The 17098-nt window shown below is 38.0% G+C and carries 17 protein-coding genes and 1 riboswitch; all 17 genes read right to left on the bottom strand.

Annotated features, from left to right (window positions below):
- Position 1 precedes the first annotated feature (1 nt).
- The 17 genes from priA to EO113_RS00210 all read right to left on the bottom strand — a co-directional run bounded on the left by priA (position 2) and on the right by EO113_RS00210 (position 16994).
- Positions 2-2182 carry a primosomal protein N' gene (priA, locus tag EO113_RS00290; RefSeq protein ID WP_127135533.1) on the bottom strand — a complete coding sequence of 727 codons (2181 nt, stop codon included), beginning with the start codon at positions 2180-2182 and terminating at the stop codon, positions 2-4.
- Positions 2183-2476: 294 nt separating this feature from the next.
- Positions 2477-3667, bottom strand: a complete 1191-nt coding sequence (gene metK / locus EO113_RS00285) for a methionine adenosyltransferase (protein WP_127135183.1) — start codon at positions 3665-3667, stop codon at positions 2477-2479.
- 49 nt (positions 3668-3716) lie between these two features.
- Positions 3717-3818: riboswitch (SAM riboswitch) on the bottom strand.
- A 57-nt stretch (positions 3819-3875) separates the two neighbouring features.
- On the bottom strand, positions 3876-5057 hold the full coding sequence (gene coaBC, locus EO113_RS00280; RefSeq protein ID WP_127135182.1) for a bifunctional phosphopantothenoylcysteine decarboxylase/phosphopantothenate--cysteine ligase CoaBC: 1182 nt from the start codon (positions 5055-5057) through the stop codon (positions 3876-3878).
- Positions 5058-5275: 218 nt separating this feature from the next.
- A complete protein-coding gene (locus EO113_RS00275) occupies positions 5276-5722 on the bottom strand; it encodes a GNAT family N-acetyltransferase (protein ID WP_009353257.1) in 447 nt (148 codons plus the stop codon).
- A 167-nt stretch (positions 5723-5889) separates the two neighbouring features.
- Positions 5890-6330, bottom strand: coding sequence for a hypothetical protein (locus EO113_RS00270; RefSeq protein ID WP_009353256.1), 441 nt, complete (start codon positions 6328-6330; stop codon positions 5890-5892).
- A 9-nt stretch (positions 6331-6339) separates the two neighbouring features.
- Positions 6340-6831 carry a pantetheine-phosphate adenylyltransferase gene (gene coaD, locus EO113_RS00265; RefSeq protein WP_062402407.1) on the bottom strand — a complete coding sequence of 164 codons (492 nt, stop codon included), beginning with the start codon at positions 6829-6831 and terminating at the stop codon, positions 6340-6342.
- A gap of 15 nt (positions 6832-6846) precedes the next feature.
- Positions 6847-7392, bottom strand: a complete 546-nt coding sequence (gene rsmD / locus EO113_RS00260) for a 16S rRNA (guanine(966)-N(2))-methyltransferase RsmD (protein ID WP_009353851.1) — start codon at positions 7390-7392, stop codon at positions 6847-6849.
- A gap of 85 nt (positions 7393-7477) precedes the next feature.
- Positions 7478-8479, bottom strand: coding sequence for an NAD(P)H-dependent glycerol-3-phosphate dehydrogenase (locus EO113_RS00255; RefSeq protein ID WP_062402402.1), 1002 nt, complete (start codon positions 8477-8479; stop codon positions 7478-7480).
- A 2-nt stretch (positions 8480-8481) separates the two neighbouring features.
- Positions 8482-9081: a glycerol-3-phosphate 1-O-acyltransferase PlsY gene (gene plsY, locus EO113_RS00250; RefSeq protein WP_370466793.1), complete on the bottom strand. Its 600-nt coding sequence runs from the start codon at positions 9079-9081 to the stop codon at positions 8482-8484.
- Positions 9078-10412 carry a ribosome biogenesis GTPase Der gene (gene der / locus EO113_RS00245; RefSeq protein WP_009353825.1) on the bottom strand — a complete coding sequence of 445 codons (1335 nt, stop codon included), beginning with the start codon at positions 10410-10412 and terminating at the stop codon, positions 9078-9080. Before der ends, plsY begins: the two co-directional genes overlap by 4 nt.
- Positions 10413-10549: 137 nt before the next feature.
- Positions 10550-12457, bottom strand: a complete 1908-nt coding sequence (locus EO113_RS00240; protein WP_009353850.1) for a bifunctional 4-hydroxy-3-methylbut-2-enyl diphosphate reductase/30S ribosomal protein S1 — start codon at positions 12455-12457, stop codon at positions 10550-10552.
- 9 nt (positions 12458-12466) lie between these two features.
- Complete coding sequence (locus tag EO113_RS00235; RefSeq protein WP_126940761.1) at positions 12467-13072, bottom strand: 1-acyl-sn-glycerol-3-phosphate acyltransferase; 606 nt, start codon at positions 13070-13072, stop codon at positions 12467-12469.
- A complete protein-coding gene (gene cmk, locus EO113_RS00230) occupies positions 13065-13751 on the bottom strand; it encodes a (d)CMP kinase (RefSeq protein WP_009353847.1) in 687 nt (228 codons plus the stop codon). Before cmk ends, EO113_RS00235 begins: the two co-directional genes overlap by 8 nt.
- 1 nt (position 13752) lies before the next feature.
- A complete protein-coding gene (locus EO113_RS00225) occupies positions 13753-14997 on the bottom strand; it encodes an NAD(P)/FAD-dependent oxidoreductase (RefSeq protein ID WP_127135181.1) in 1245 nt (414 codons plus the stop codon).
- A gap of 8 nt (positions 14998-15005) precedes the next feature.
- Positions 15006-15728, bottom strand: coding sequence for a pseudouridine synthase (locus EO113_RS00220; RefSeq protein ID WP_127135180.1), 723 nt, complete (start codon positions 15726-15728; stop codon positions 15006-15008).
- Between the two features lies 1 nt (position 15729).
- Positions 15730-16266, bottom strand: a complete 537-nt coding sequence (gene scpB, locus EO113_RS00215; protein WP_127135179.1) for an SMC-Scp complex subunit ScpB — start codon at positions 16264-16266, stop codon at positions 15730-15732.
- Positions 16263-16994 carry a ScpA family protein gene (locus tag EO113_RS00210; RefSeq protein ID WP_009353860.1) on the bottom strand — a complete coding sequence of 244 codons (732 nt, stop codon included), beginning with the start codon at positions 16992-16994 and terminating at the stop codon, positions 16263-16265. Before EO113_RS00210 ends, scpB begins: the two co-directional genes overlap by 4 nt.
- Between the last annotated feature and the right edge of the window lie 104 nt (positions 16995-17098).

Genomic DNA, 17098 nt, shown 5'->3' with positions numbered 1-17098 from the left:
CCTATACTGGATCCACATCTATATAGATATGGGGCAATGTAAATATATCTGAATGATACATGTGTGATTTTAAATTCGATAAATCAATACCACGAATCATAATACAAAGTCGATACATATCTCGTATCTTTGCGGCGCCATTTTCATAGGGCCCTAGTATATCAATGCGCTGACCTTCACAAGCCTGGCGCAAAGTGTTGGCTAATTCTGTCGCTCTTGTTCGTACTACTGAAAGCTTTTCATCTAATAAGGTAATTTGTATCATTTCACCAATTGGTGGATACAACAAAGCTTTACGAGCCTCTATTTCTTCCTCATAAAAGCTAACATAATCATGGTGCGTGCTGTGCTGAATAGCATAATGTTCAGGACTATAGGTTTGTACCACTACTTTTCCTGATTTATTACCACGACCAGCACGACCAGCTGCTTGCGTTAGCAAATTAAATGTTCTTTCAGAAGCCGTATACACAGGAATATGCAATACAGAATCAGCAGTAATAATTCCCACTGCGGTAACATTTGAAAAATCATGTCCTTTTGCCACCATTTGCGTGCCCAACAAAATATCATATTGACCAGCACCAAAGGCTTCTAAAATACGCTGAGATTCTCCTTTTTTAGAAGTTGTATCTTGATCTAGACGAGCAATTCTAGCTTGTGGAAAACGTTTTGCTAATTCTTCTTCTACTTTTTGCGTGCCTGTACCAAAAAATTTAATTTTATGGCTACCACAATGCGGACAAATTTGAGGCACTTTTTCATGATGGTCACAGTAATGGCAACGCAAGTCCTTCCCCGCTTGATGATATACCATAGATATATCACAGTGAGGACAATGGATAGGTTTACCACAGTCACGACACATGACAAATGTACTATGACCTCGACGATTCAGCAAAAGAATGATTTGCTCACGTTTCTGTAGTGTTTCTTGGATTAAAGTATCTAACGCCATAGAAAATACAGAGTAATTCCCATAGAACATTTCTTCTTTCATATCCACAACAGTCACCTTAGGCATAGGTTGATGAAAAATACGATGCTCTAAAGATAGTAACTCATAGATACCTTGGCTCGCTAAATAATAAGCCTGTACGGACGGTGTAGCAGACCCAAAAATAATAGGACATTCATGACTTTCACTACGCCATCTAGCCACCATGCGTGCATCATATCGAGTCATATCTTGTTGTTTGTAGGATGGGTCATGTTCCTCATCGACTACAATAAGGCCAATGTCTTCTGTTGGAGCAAACACTGCCGAACGAGCACCAATAATAATATGGCTGTCTTTTCGGCGTAAACGTTCCCAATTGTTATAACGTTCCGCTTTTGTTAACTGACTATGAAAAACGACCACTTCTTGACCAAACTTCTCTACAAATCGTCGCACTATTTGCGTAGTTAAGGCAATTTCTGGAACAAGAATAATAGCAATCTTATCTTGTTGAATCGTCTCTTGTGCAGCTTTTAGATATACTTGTGTTTTTCCACTACCCGTCACACCATGGAGTAAAAACGCTTTACTTTTCTGGTTAGCAATACACTTCTGAATAGGTTCGTATACAGCCTGCTGCGACTCAGTTAAAGGAATGTCTATCCTATCCACAACTTCCTCATATCGTGTTTTCGTCATTTCATACCGCCAATCTATGTCGATATGAGAAGATTCTTTTACTTGCTTAATGACAGGCAAACTAAAGCCTGCCAATCGTAAGGCACTTACTGAGGTTGCTCCATGTTCTAATAAGTATTCCGCCAACAAACGTTGCTTTTGTTTCCTCACTCCAAATAGTTCTACATGAAAGGAATCCTTAGGCACAAGCCATTCAATTTTAGGTCTGTCATAAGATTTTAATTTACTTTTATCGACAGTAAATAAGCTTAATGCTTCTGCAAGGGTACATAGATAATACTCGCTAAGCTTACGAGCTGTTCTCAGCATTTCTGATGAAAACCAAGGTGTTGGATCTAATACAGCTAATATGGGTTTTATCACAAATGATGGATTTTCTATGTCACAATAACCTATAAGGATTCCCTCTTCTTTAGAGGCTCCTAAGGGAACTGCTACGCGAGTTCCAATAGGTACATTCCCTAATGAATCAGGGATTTCATAGGTTAAAGGTTTATTCAATTGTTTCGCAGGACGATTAATAATAATTTCACCTAAACGCATCATAACCTCCTGACTAAACACTCTTCATTATACCACGTTTGTACCTTCGATTCATACTATTTCATACCCTACTTCTACACATTTGCATATGATGAAATTTCTTTTAGGAGTAAGATGATAGGACAAAATCACTTGGTAGTCTAATTCCATCTTCTTATAAGATGTAAACACATGACAACCTAGACTCTTATAATTTATATACATGACAACTGGGGTAACAAAAATAGAGGACAAAGACATACGTCTTTATCCTCTATATATGTATCATTCAAAAGCGAAGGGCAAATTAATCTATTATAAGCCTGCTTCTTTACGAAGTACTTCTGCTTTGTTTGTGCGTTCCCATGGAAGGTCTACATCTGTACGACCAAAGTGTCCATAGGCAGCAGTTTTTTTATAATGTGGTTTCAACAAGTCTAACATTTCAATGATACCTGCTGGACGAAGATCAAAATGTTTACTTACTAATGCAGAGATTTTTTCTTCTTCGATTTTTGCAGTACCAAATGTTTCCACCATGATAGATACAGGTTTCGCTACACCAATTGCGTAAGCTACTTGTACTTCACATTTATCAGCAAGACCAGCTGCTACGATATTTTTAGCTACATAACGAGCTGCATATGCTGCGGAACGGTCAACTTTTGTAGGATCTTTACCGGAGAAAGCTCCACCGCCATGACGAGCCATACCGCCATAAGTATCTACAATAATTTTACGACCTGTCAAACCAGCATCGCCTTGTGGACCACCGATTACGAAACGACCAGTTGGATTGATAAAATATTTAGTATTTTCATCGATGAATCCTTCTGGAAGTACTGGATCGATAACATATTTTTTAATATCTGCTTGGATTTGTTCCAATGTTACTTCTGGACCATGTTGTGTAGAAATAACGATAGTTTCAATACGTTTTGGTTTACCATCAACATATTCTACAGTTACTTGTGTTTTACCATCTGGACGAAGGTAATCCAAAGTATTATCTTTACGAACTTTTGTTAATTGACGAGATAAACGGTGCGCCAAGCTAATAGGCATAGGCATTAATTCTTCTGTTTCATTAGATGCGAAACCAAACATCATACCTTGGTCACCAGCACCGATTTTATCAAAGGCATCACTACCACCTTCACGAGATTCTAATGCTTCATCAACACCCATCGCAATGTCTGCAGATTGTTCGTCAATCGCTACGTTAACGCCACAAGTATCAGCATCAAAACCGAATTTTGCACGAGTATAGCCGATTTCACGAATTGTATCGCGAACAATGTGAGGAATATCTACATATGTATTGGTAGTAATTTCGCCTACTACATGAACTTGGCCTGTTGTTACTAATGTTTCACAGGCAACGTGCGCTGTTGGATCTTTTTCTAAAATAGCATCCAATACAGCATCTGAAATTTGGTCAGCAATTTTGTCTGGATGACCTTCTGTTACAGATTCAGAAGTGAAAAATACATGTTTTTCTGCCATGAATAAACCTCCAATAAAAAAATTCCTCATCCCAAGATGAGGAATTATATCCCCATCTTCCGATCAAATATCGTTGGATTTAGCACCTCTTCCATCAGGAATGGTTGCTGTAGCTTCACAGGGCCTTTCCCTCCACTACTCTTGATGAGACTTGTATCATACATATAATACTTAGTTTAAAATCACTAACATGTATTATAGCATAGATTTATAGGTCTGCCAAGGCTTGAATGATGCGTTCTGCCACATCAAGTTTCGACATATTAGGTAAACTTACAATTTGATCTCCAGGATAAATAAATGTCACTTCGTTTGTATCTACATCAAATCCTGCATTTGATTTACTCACATCGTTAGCCACTAACATGTCCAAATTCTTTTTGCGCACTTTTTCTTTTCCATAGGTAATAACATCTTGTGTTTCCGCCGCAAAACCAATTAATTTTTGTTGCTGTTTACGCTCTCCTAAGCTTGCTAATATATCTGGATTTTTTACTAGCTCTAATGTCATAGTTTCTTGTTTTTTTATTTTATTGTCCGCTACCTCAGCTACACGATAGTCCGCCACAGCTGCAGCCATGATCACAGCATCTGCAGAGTCATAGTGACTATCTATAGCCTCTTTCATCTCTGTAGCAGAACAAACTATAATACGCTCTACACCAATTGGCACAGCAAGATCTGTGGGAGCAGATACCAAAATTGTCTTAGCACCGGCTTGGGCTGCTTTTAATGCTACCGCGTATCCCATCTTTCCACTAGATCGATTCGTAATATATCGAACCGGATCAATTGCTTCTTGCGTACCACCGGCACTGACGATAACCGTTTTACCTTGCAGTAGTTCTGTTTTCCCTAAATGAAAGTCCACCCAGTCCATAATTTTTTGCGGATCTGGCAAACGCCCTTTTCCTTCTACCCCACATGCTAGGAGTCCACTGTCAGGTTCTAGCACATGAACACCTCTACCACGTAAGATAGATAAATTTTCTTGCACAGTTGGATGGGCATACATGTTACTATTCATAGCTGGACATACAAATACAGGGGCCGTAGTCGCCAATAATTGGGTAGATAACATATCATCTGCAATTCCATACGCCATTTTAGCAATCATATTAGCCGTTGCAGGTGCTATCACATAAGCATCTGCCCAAGTTGCATAGGCAATATGCTCTACATTCCAATCCTGTACATTTTCAAACATTTCCACAGCCACTTTGTGTTTACTAATTTCACCAAACACAAGGGGACTCACAAATTTAGTGGCATTTCTCGTCATTACCACTTTTACTTCTGCTCCCGCTTTATATAAACGGCTTACTAACTCTACTGCTTTATAGGCTGCTATTCCTGCTGTTACACCTACTACAATATGCTTACCCTTCAAAGGTCTCACCTTCCTATAGAACTAATTCAATTAATAGACTTTCTATACTCACCCTATTATACAGTATCTGGATAAGTAATACATCAATATTTTTATCCATAAAAACTCAAAACATCTTTATCCACGAAAAAAGCTGTATACAAATTAAAAGGAGCATAATTTGTTACAGCTTTTTACATATTTATATGATGAATATAAAATCCATCAATGATTGACCTCTACAGAGGTAATGATAAATGAACTACTGTCTTTACCGGCTTCTTGGTACCATCTAATTTTTTAAATCCTAAGCTTGTATATAATTCTTTTGCATTTTCCATACTTGGCAAGCTATCTAGTAGCAATGTTTTATATCCAAATTCACGAGCATCTTCTACTACCATTTTAGCCATATTTGTACCTAAAGAACTGTGTCTAAATGCTGGACGAACATACAACCGTTTCATAGCCGCTGTTTTACTATCTACATAACGCAACGCAACACAGCCTGCTGGTTTGTTATCGATAAAGGCAATATATAAGGCTTCACCTTCACCTTTATATTTTTCTTCCAGTCCATGAAACTCTCTTAAATTAGCAGATACTCCTAATGATCGTACATACTCTACAAACAAATCTTTTACTTCATCAATATAATCGTGGCCATTACGAATTTCAAAATTCATAGTATACCTCCTCATAGTATTACATGAAACTGATATTGTTAGTATTCGACGAAATTATAAAAACTCCTTTTATTTTTTTAATTTTGTATGACTAGCAAATATAAAAATCTCTAATTTTAATAAAAAGCACCTTTTAAGAGTACCTCTCAAAAAGTGCTTAATTAATGTTATTTGTGCAATGTTTGACGATTTTCTTGCAATGCTTCTAATGTACGCTCTAAATTAGATTCTACATATTTGAATACATCACTAGCATATTGAATAGAACTATTTTTGAGTTCTTCCGAAGATTTATTAGCCTCTGCAATAATATGATTAGCATGTTCTTGTGCTTGTTTTACCAATTCACTTTCTTCTGTTAATTTTTGAATGTATTCTTTCGCTTGTTCAATTAATGCATCCGCTTGTTTTTGACCTTCCGCTACAATACGATCACGCTCTGCTACAATACGACGAGATTCTTCTAATTCAAGAGGCAAAGATTCTGTTAATGCATCTACAATACGCATAATTTCTTCTTCTTCAATTAATTTTTTATTTGTCATAATCATATTGTTACTAGTAACAATTAAATTTTCCAACTCTTCTAATAATTTTTCTGTTCTCATGATGTCCTCCTATTTATCTTGTTTTCTATGAAATTTATCTTCCAATGCTTGTTTCACAACTGTAGGTACTAAGCCATCTAACTTACCACCATACCTAGCCAATTCCCGTATACCTGTAGAGCTTACAAAGGCATATTTATTATTGGTCATAATAAAAACAGTTTCAATCTCATCATCCAAATATTTTGAAAACAAAGCACGTTGAAATTCATATTCAAAGTCACTTAAAGCTCGAAGTCCACGGATGATGATATGACTATCTCGTGATTTCACATACTCATTCAACAAACCGCTTCCAAAATCAACTTCAATGTTAGAAATATGTGATACAGATTGACGAATTAACTCTGCCCTCTCATCCAAAGTGAATAAATACTTCTTATTTGGATTTTCTAAAATTACTACTATTAACTTATCCACTAATTTACTAGCGCGCTCAAATATATCTATATGTCCATTTGTAACAGGATCAAAACTACCTGGACAAACTCCAATTCTCACAGTATAAGCCCCTTTCTATGGTTCTCGACAAAGAATGTCAACGCGAGTATACCCAAAGGATAAAGCTTTCACAACCACCCACTTAGGCAATAATTCTAGAGTTTCATTCTTATGGCGTTCTATAATTAAAAAGCCATCTTCGGTAAGTAATTGTAACTCGTCCACTAAGTCCAAAGTTTTTTGAACATACCCTTTTTCATAAGGGGGATCTGAAAATATTAACTGAAACTGCTTTCCTTGTAACCGTGTAAGTGCTGATTCCATAGTACATTTCATAATTTCTAATCGATCATCTACTTTACAGTGTCGGCTATTACTTTGGATACAATCAACAGTGCGTGTATCTACTGCGATGGCATGACTAGCACCTCGACTTAAGGACTCTATGGCTAATGCGCCAGTACCCGAAAACAAATCTAGCACCTGAGCTTCAAAAAATCCTCTTCGACTTTGTATAACATTACAAATACTCTCACGCACTCGATCTTGTGTAGGTCTTGTATCCATCCCCTTCGGAGCCTGTATAGTATGCCCTTTGGCTGTTCCTGAAATAATTCTCATATAATTTACTACCTATACTTGTATATTCTACATGATTTTACTATGGGGTACAATAGATTTTTTATAAAATCTTCCTCATAATCTGTTACTTATTACAAACTTCTTGTTTTACATCTCGCATCATTAACTGCATCAACACCTCAGCAGGAGAAACTTGATGATATAATACCTCATACAAAGCATTAGTAATAGGCATATCAATCCCTTTTACTTTAGCTATGTCATATATAATACGTACTGCAAAAAAACCTTCTACCACCATTTGGGATCGATTAATGATATCCTCCATAGTTTCTCCATTTGCCAACTTTTGTCCAGCTCGCCGATTCCGACTATGGGGACTCATACAAGTAGCGATTAAATCTCCCATTCCTGAAAGCCCTGCATAGGTTTCTGATTTTGCTCCCATGGCAACACCAAACTTTGTCATTTCATGAAGACCACGAGTTAATAAGGCTGCTAACAAATTATCTCCTAATTGCATGCCATGTGCAATTCCCGCTGCTAAAGCAATAATATTTTTTGTGGCTCCTCCTAGTTCTACGCCGATTACATCTGTATTCCCATACACTCGAAAACTAGGACCTCCCAAAGCACGTTGCAAACTACATATAGCATCTTCATTTTGACTTGCTACAACTGTGGCAGCCGGCAAACCACGGCCTACTTCTTCTGCATGATTAGGCCCAGATAAAATAGCCGTTGCTTTCACTAAGCCCTGTACCTCTTCTTCAATAACCTGAGATAATCGCTTTTCACTATCTTTTTCCAATCCTTTAGAGCAACCTACTATAATCATAGAAGGTCCTAGATAGGGCTTTAATTCTTGTAGAGTACGCCTCACATAAGTTGATGGAGTAACCATCAATACCACTTCTGCATCTTGTAAAGCTTTGCTATAAGAATGTTGAAACTCTAAAGTAAGTGGTAAAACTACATCTGGCAAATAAGGGTTAATACGATATTCACGCAAATAATTTGCTTTTTCTTCCGTGCGACAATACATCGTCACTTGATGCCCCGCCTCTAGCCCTTTTAGAGCTAATGCAGTGCCCCAGCTACCTGATCCAATGACTGCAATTTTCATAATTACTTATCCTTTGTAATACGTTTAACAGCTAATTCTTTTCCTTGCAAAAGACGTACAATATTTTCTCTATGACGGAATACGACAAATAATGCCGCTATAGCGCCAAAGATGATGTATGGTAAAGGTTCAGATAAACAATACATCACAATAGGCACAAGAGTAGCTGCTACGATAGATCCTAAGGACACATAGGAAGTAAACTTGACAATAATGCCCCATACAGCAAAGCAAATTATAGCCGCTATAGAAGATAATGCAATGAGTACCCCCAATCCTGTCGCAACCCCTCTACCGCCAGAAAAGCCAAGAAAAATAGACCAATTATGACCAATCATAGCACATAAGCCACCTACAATCATCCATTCTGGATTCGGCGAAAATAAGAGAACTCCTATGGCACCCTTTCCAGCATCCCCTAGGAAAACAGGCAAAGCAGCTTTCATCCCTAGTACACGATACGTATTGGTAGCACCAATATTTTTACTACCATATTGACGTACATCTGTATGAAAACATAGCTTTCCAATAATTAAACCTGTAGGAATAGAACCTATTACGTATGCAAGTAAAACTAATACAACAATTTCCACCGTTATCATTCTTCATCAGATCCCTTCTTACCACGAAGTACTAAGCGAATTGGAGTTCCCTCAAATCCAAAGGATTCTCGAAGTCGATTTTCTAAGAAACGCATATAGGAAAAATGAATCAATTCAGGTTCATTCACAAATAATATAAATGTTGGCGGTTTTACACTAGCCTGTGTCATATAATAAATTTTAGGAATACGTCCACCACGAGATGGCACTGGATTAACTGTTTGTGCATCCGATAACAATTGATTCAACACACTTGTAGAAATACGCATATGTTGTTGCTCAGATACATATTTAATTAATTCTGCTAAGCGATGAACACGTTGTTTCGTTAAAGCTGAAGCAAACAAGATCGGAGCATAACGCAAAAATCCCATTTCATCATATATATCTTCTGTGAATCGCAATGTAGTTTTATCGTCTTTTTCAATCAGATCCCATTTATTGACAACGATGACTAAACCTTTTCCAGATTCATGAGCATAGCCAACAATTTTTTTATCTTGTTCAGTTACTCCATCTGTAGCATCTAATACTAAAACAACAATATCAGAGCGATCAATAGCACGGAGAGAACGAACAATACTATATCTTTCTACAGGTGCATCAATACGAGATTTACGTCGCATACCTGCTGTATCGATTAATACAAAATCCTGTCCATCATGACTCCAATGGGTGTCGATAGAATCACGTGTTGTACCAGCCACATCACTAACAATAACACGTTCTTGACCTAATAAGGCATTTGTTAGAGATGATTTACCCACATTAGGACGCCCAATCAAGGCTACATGGATTGTATCTTCATCTTCCTCACTAGCACTTTGTGGAGGAAAATGTTTCACTACATCATCAAGTAAATCACCTAAATTCATCAAATTTTTAGCAGAAATACCAATTGGATCACCAATACCTAAATTATAGAACTCATAAATATTAGCCTCTTGATTTACACTATCGATTTTGTTAACTACTAAAATCACAGGCTTACCACTAGCACGCAACAAGTTGGCCACTTCTTCATCAGCAATGGTAATCCCTTGCTTACCATCTACAACAAAGAGAATCACATCAGCTTCTTCAATCGCTAGTTGTGCCTGAAAACGCATCATTTTAGGAATTTCATGACTTTCTGCAGTAATAAACTCAATCCCACCAGTGTCAATCATAGTAAATTCACGTTGTAGCCATTCTGCATCAAAATAAATTCTATCCCGTGTAACACCTGGAATATCTTCTACGATCGAAATTCGTTTATTAACAATGGCATTAAATAATGTAGACTTTCCTACATTCGGTCTTCCTACGACCGCAACTAATGGTTTTGACATGCTTTCACCTCATATTTCAACTTCCTCAAAGGAAGAGTAAGAACACATAGTTTATCAACTTATATTGTATCACATAAACGAAAGCAAAAAAAGAACAGTAGGTCCATTGGACCTACTGTTCTTCTATTATCTAGAAATTATTCAGCTTCTTCTTCAGTTGCTACTGGTTCCATTAACTCAGTTAATTTTAAACCTAATTTCTTTTCATCTTTGTTGAAAGAAATTACTTCTACTTCTACTTCTTGACCGCGGCTCAAGTAGTCTTCTACTTTTGCATTACGTTGTTTAGTCACTTGAGAGATGTGAAGTAAACCTTGGATATCATCGTTGATAGCAACAAATGCACCGTATTGTACTGTGCGAACTACTTTACCAGTTACTACATCACCTACATGGATAGTTTCTTCTGCAACGTCCCATGGGCTTTTGGATAATGCTTTTAAAGATAAAGAGATTTTGCTGTTTTCTTCATCAAAGGATTGTAATTTAACATCGATTTCTTGACCTACCGCTAACACGTCTTCAACGCGTTTAATTTTTTGCCAAGAAATGTCGGAAATGTGAAGTAAACCTTCGATTCCTCCGATATCAACAAATGCGCCATAAGGCATGATTTTACGAACAGTACCTTTGTAAGTACCGCCAACTTCTACATTTGCTAACGCTTCTTTTAATTTAGCTTGGCGTTCCACTTCAAGTACTTCACGACGAGAAAGAACTAAACGGTTTTTCTTTTCTTCAACTTCAAGTACTTTAGCTTCGAATTCTGTACCTACTAAGTTATCAAGGGATTTCACGAAGTGAATGTCACCTTGGGAAAGTGGAATAAAACCACGTAAAGACTTAACAGTTACGACTAAACCTGCAGGAATTGCATCCACACCTTTACAGATGATTGGTTCATCTTTTTCTTGTGCTTCAATAACATATTGCCAATCTTCATCTTTAGCCAAACGAGTGATAGAAAGATAAATTGGGCTATCTTCTTTGATGTGGTTAAGGATAACAGCTTTGATTTTATCGCCTTCCTTTAATACATCTTTAGCAGAAGCTGGTGTAGGGTATGCCATTTCTTTTCTCTCTAGTTGTGCTTCTGTTTTGTAGCCAAAGGATACATATGCACGTTCGTCATCGATTTGTACAACTTCCCCTTCAATCACATTACCTTTCTTAAATTCTTCTGCTTGCGCTTCTGATGCTGCAAATAATTCTGCAAAATTTTCCATCGTCTGAATGACCTCCTTAATTATCCAGTCTGGTGTCGATGCACCAGCCGTGACTCCTACTGTTGTGACGTCTTTCAACCACGTCATTTGTATTTCAGTAGCAGTTTCGATGTGGTATGTAGTACACCCTACATCACGACATACTTCTGCTAATCTAGTCGTGTTGCCGGAGTTCTTCCCACCTACCACGATCATAAGATCCACTTCTTTCGCCAAAGCTACAGCAGAATTTTGACGTTCCTCAGTAGCCTGACAAATTGTCTTGAAGATCTTTTGATCATTAGATTTTTGTTCTAATATTTTTATTATACTTTGAAACTTAAATTGTGAAAAGGTAGTTTGTACTACAACTCCAATTTTTTCCACGAATTGAATATTTCTAGCATCCTCTTCTGTTTCTACTATAATACCTTTATTACCTGCCCATAGATTAATACTCTTTACTTCTGGATGTTTCTTTTCACCCAAGATAATGAGCGTAAGCCCTTCATCAACAACTGACTTCGCATCTCTTTGTGCTTTTTGCACATGAGGACAGGTGGCATCTATAACTGGTAAACCTCTTGTTTCTGCCTCTTCATATACTTCTGGACCAACCCCATGGGAGCGAATGATAATAGTACCTTCTTCTACATCACTCAATTCATTAATGGCATAGACACCATTATCTTCTAACCGACCTACTACTTGAGGGTTATGAATAATTGGTCCCAATGTATAACTCAAATCTTGTGAGTCTGCTGCTTTTTCTGCCATAGTAACAGCACGCTTTACGCCGTAGCAAAACCCACAATTTTCTGCTAATCGTATTGTAAACATAGCATTCCCCTATTTATACTTACCTGCTTTATATTCATCAATCATAGTTTGGATAGCTGTTTTTACCACATCATTCACGTCTGCAATAGCCTCTACAGTTGCTTTTGCTTTTGCTACTACAATCGGTTTTCCAATAATAACAGCTACTTCTCCACGAATCATTTTATCGCTTCCTACAATGGCTATCGGTACTACTGGCACCCCTGTACGCAACGCCATCGAAGCTACGCCATCGTGAAAGCGCCCTAAAGAATCACCCTTTTGTCGTGTCCCTTCTGGAAAAATACCAAGCATTAAATTATCCTTCAATAAATTCATAGCATGACGAATAGCTAATTTATCGACTCCACCTCGTCGCACCGGAAAGGCTCCTAGCCAAGTACAAACTAATTTAGAAATTGGATTTCTAAATAGCTCTTCTTTTGCCATGAAGTTCACATGACGTGGTAATGCAAAGCCACATAAAGGAGGGTCATTATTACTCTTATGGTTTGGAGAAATAATGACCGGCCCTTCTTTAGGTACATTTTCTTTCCCATATACCTTTGTGCCATACCACCATCCATAAACGATGGTAAACGCAGATCTCCATAAGCATTCAGAAAATTTATCCATGATGCCCTCCTAGTTCCGCTTTACGAATTAAGTCAACAAGAGTTTGAACAGTTTCTTCTATACTAAGATGATCCGTTTCTACAACCACTGCATCATCTACGCATACAAGAGGAGATTCCTTTCGATTCATATCCATGGCATCTCGCTCTGCTACAGTACGACATACTTCTTCCAAAGAGATATTCTCGGAATCTTTCAGCTCCAACCAACGTCGATGCCCACGAGTCTCCACAGATGCTGTTAGATAGACTTTTAATTCCGCATTAGGTAACACAACGGAACCAATATCCCTACCATCAAGAATCACACCGCCCGCTGATGCCATGTGACGTTGCATTTCTACCAACTTAGTGCGCACTGCTTTTTGTGCAGCCACTTGAGACACGTGACTTGTCACATATTGCGTACGGATATCTTGGGATACATCTGTTCCATTTACCCATACAGATAAACCCGTTTCTTCTACACGTAGTTCTAATTGAATCTTAGACAAAGCAGCTTCTACTGCATCTACATCATCAATAGATATACCCGCATTCAGTAGTGCCCAGGTAATGCCACGATACATAGCTCCTGTATCAATATATAAATACCCTAATTTCTTGGCTACTACTTTAGAAATACTACTTTTACCTGCACCAGCAGGACCATCAATGGCTACGGAAATTCGTCGATTCATATTAGACTCCTCCTTCTGCTGCATGAGTAGCAGCTACGTAGGCTGTAGAAAACGCAACTTGCAGATTATAGCCCCCTGTGAACGCATCCACATCCAAGACTTCTCCTGCCATATATAAACCATGCACCAATTTAGATTGCATCGTTTTTGGATCTACTTCTTTTACAGAAATGCCACCAGCTGTCACAATGGCCTCCGCTATAGGGCGAGGTTTATGTACGGTGAGTCGCATATGTTGTATGGCATCCACTAGTCGCAAGCGCTCCTCTTTGGTAATATCGTGAATCGCCTTGGTTCCTTCTAATTCTGCTAATTGACATATAACTGGAATTAACTTGGATGGCAATAAACCTTTCAATACGTTCACTAATTGCTTATTTTGAGACTCACTGAAATCACGTTGTACCCTCTTATCTAAAACCTCTTTAATTAATGCTGGTTTTAGATTAATTTCAATAGTAATGGGATCTACCTTTTTCTTCAATAATTTGGTCACTGTATGAGAAGCTGATAAAATAATCGGTCCTGTGACCCCAAAATGGGCAAATAGCATTTCTCCAAATTGTTTTGTCTGCACTTTATTTTTCGCAATAATAGAGACTTCTACATTTTTAAGGCTCAGCCCCATTAAGTCTTTCACCCAATGTTCTTTTGTTTCTAAAGGAATTAAAGATGGTCTCAATTCCACGATAGAATGTCCCACAGAAGAGGCTAATTCATAGCCATCTCCAGTGGAGCCAGTCAATGGATAGGACATCCCTCCCGTAGCGATGATAGCTGCATCGCACTCATAGGTTCCTTTATCTGTAATCACACCTGTAATAGCGCCATCTCGTAGGATTAAATCCTTAACAGTTTCTTCTAAGTGAAGTTGTCCACCTAATTTACGATACGTGTCTATAAAAGCATTGCGCACATCCGTTGCTTTATCAGACTCTGGAAACACACGGCCACCGCGCTCAACCTTAGTAGGGACACCCCAACTATTGAGCAAATGAATCATATCTTCATTTGTCCATTGTTGGTACGCACTATATAGAAATTTACCATTTCCAGGCGTTTGCTTAATAAAATCTTCTATAGGAGCTGCATTGGTCACATTACAACGCCCTTTTCCTGTAATCCCCATTTTAAGGCCCACCATCTTCATTTTTTCAATGATGCGCACAGAGGCACCTAATTGTGCAGCTCGAACGCCAGCCATAAGACCTGCAGCGCCGCCACCGATGACAATAATTTTTTTCATATGTATCCTTATTTTATAGCTTGTAATTGTTTCACTTCTTCACGGGTTAATTTACGGAAAGCCCCACGTTTCAACCCTTTCAAATTCAATCCTGCATAATTAATACGTTTCAAATTATGAATAGAGTACCCAAAGTGTTCAAACATACGACGGACTTGACGATTACGCCCTTCATGGATGGTAATTTCTACAGTGGTAAGACCTGTTTTTCCATTAAATCCGTAGTCTGTAATTTCGCAAGGTGCAGTTACACCGTCTTCTAGTTTGACACCTACTGCTAACTGTTCTAAATGTTCATCAAGCACACGATCTTTTACTTTTACTTCGTAGGTTTTCGTCACACCTTTTGATGGATGGGCTAAGTTTTGCGCCATAGTTCCATCATTCGTCAATAGTAATAATCCTTCTGTATGGTAGTCTAATCGGCCTACAGGATAAATACGAACTTTTACAGAGTTAATATAATCCATAACAGTTTTGCGTCCTTCAGGATCTGTAATGGATGTAATCACCCCTTTTGGCTTGTTAAAAATATAATATTCCAATGCCTCTGGCTCCAATAGTTGTCCATCCACTTTAACGCGGTCCCGTGTAGGATTTACCTTTGCACCCAGTTCTTTTACATATTTACCATTCACAAGTACTTTGCCAGAAGTAATCAATTCTTCTGCTTTTCGTCGTGATGCCACACCACAACGGGCAATATATTTTTGCAAACGTTCTAGTTCCATATTAATCTCCTTCTATATCTATGGATAACCCCGCTGAAAGAGGCATAGACTGTTGCAATTCTTCAATAGAATTGGCACCTACAGTCCTTAAAAAGTTATCCGATGTTCCGTAAATCACAGGACGTCCGATAGTTTCCTTTCGTCCTAACTCTACAATCATGTCACGGGCCAATAATTGTTTTAATACTTTTTCACAGTTCACACCACGAAATTCTTCTACTTCACCTTTTGTGATAGGCTGTTTAAAAGCAATAACCGCCAACGTTTCCATAGCCGCTCCAGATAGCTTTTCATCTCTGTGGCGAATTTTAGTAACAAATTCACTGCATTCTTGAGCACTCACTAGTTCTATACCGGATGCACTTTTACGAATCCTAATTCCTCGCCGTTCCTGTATTAAGCTGTCTTCGTAACCTTTGATAGCTTTTTCAACTTCTGGCGCATAGACTTCAAAAATATCCGCTAATGTATCTATCGTTAAAGGGGTAGCTGCTGCAAATAAGACAGCCTCTAACTGCTGAAATTCAATGCTATTCACAGCGCATCTCCTTCTTCTATACCTTCTACAATCACGTTATATATATCGTGATTGCCCACTATAATTCGCAATAGTTGACGTTTCATTAACTCTAATAATGCCAAAAATGTAACCACACTTTCTTCCTTCGTCTGTACCGAAGCAAATAAATTTACACAGGGCACTTGTTGATTCCTCGTCGCTAGTAATACATCTTCAATCCCTTGTTCCAATGTATATTCTTCACGTTCCATCATAACTTTGGGAGCTTCTACCTCAGGTCGATCATATCGTTCCTGCACTTTCTGAAAGCATGCCACTAATGCATCCCACTCCACAGTACAAACAAGATCTAATCCCACTTGGCTAAGCTCTTCCGGTCTATTAAATACATAGGATCCATCGGATACACGTTCTTCTAGGAGCTCCGTCAATTCTTTGATGCGTTTAAACTCCACCAATCGATTCACCAATTCGTCTCGTGGATCTTCTGTATCACTTTCATCCTTATGATTTATCTTAGGCAATAAAAGGCGTGACTTAATCTGCAACAACGTAGCTGCCATCACTAAAAACTCACTACTATAGGCAATATCAAATTGATTCCAAGTTTTGAGTATATCCATATATTGTGAGGTGATATGCACAATGGGAATATCGTATATATCAATCTGATTCTTTTCAATCAAATGCAACAAAAGATCCAAAGGGCCTTCAAAAATATCCAGTTTAAAATCGTAGGTATTCATGAAAACTCCTTTCTACCAAAAATAAAGGTATGGCTTTCACCACACCTTGTATGAAAAAATTGCATTTCCTATTAGAAACAGTTAGAATAATACATAGACATACC

The sequence above is a fragment of the Veillonella sp. 3913 genome, assembly GCF_003992235.1.
In the GTDB taxonomy this organism is placed as follows: Bacteria; Bacillota; Negativicutes; order Veillonellales; family Veillonellaceae; genus F0422.
Note: the sequence above shows the minus strand (reverse complement) of the source record. Positions and strands in the feature narration are given on the sequence as shown.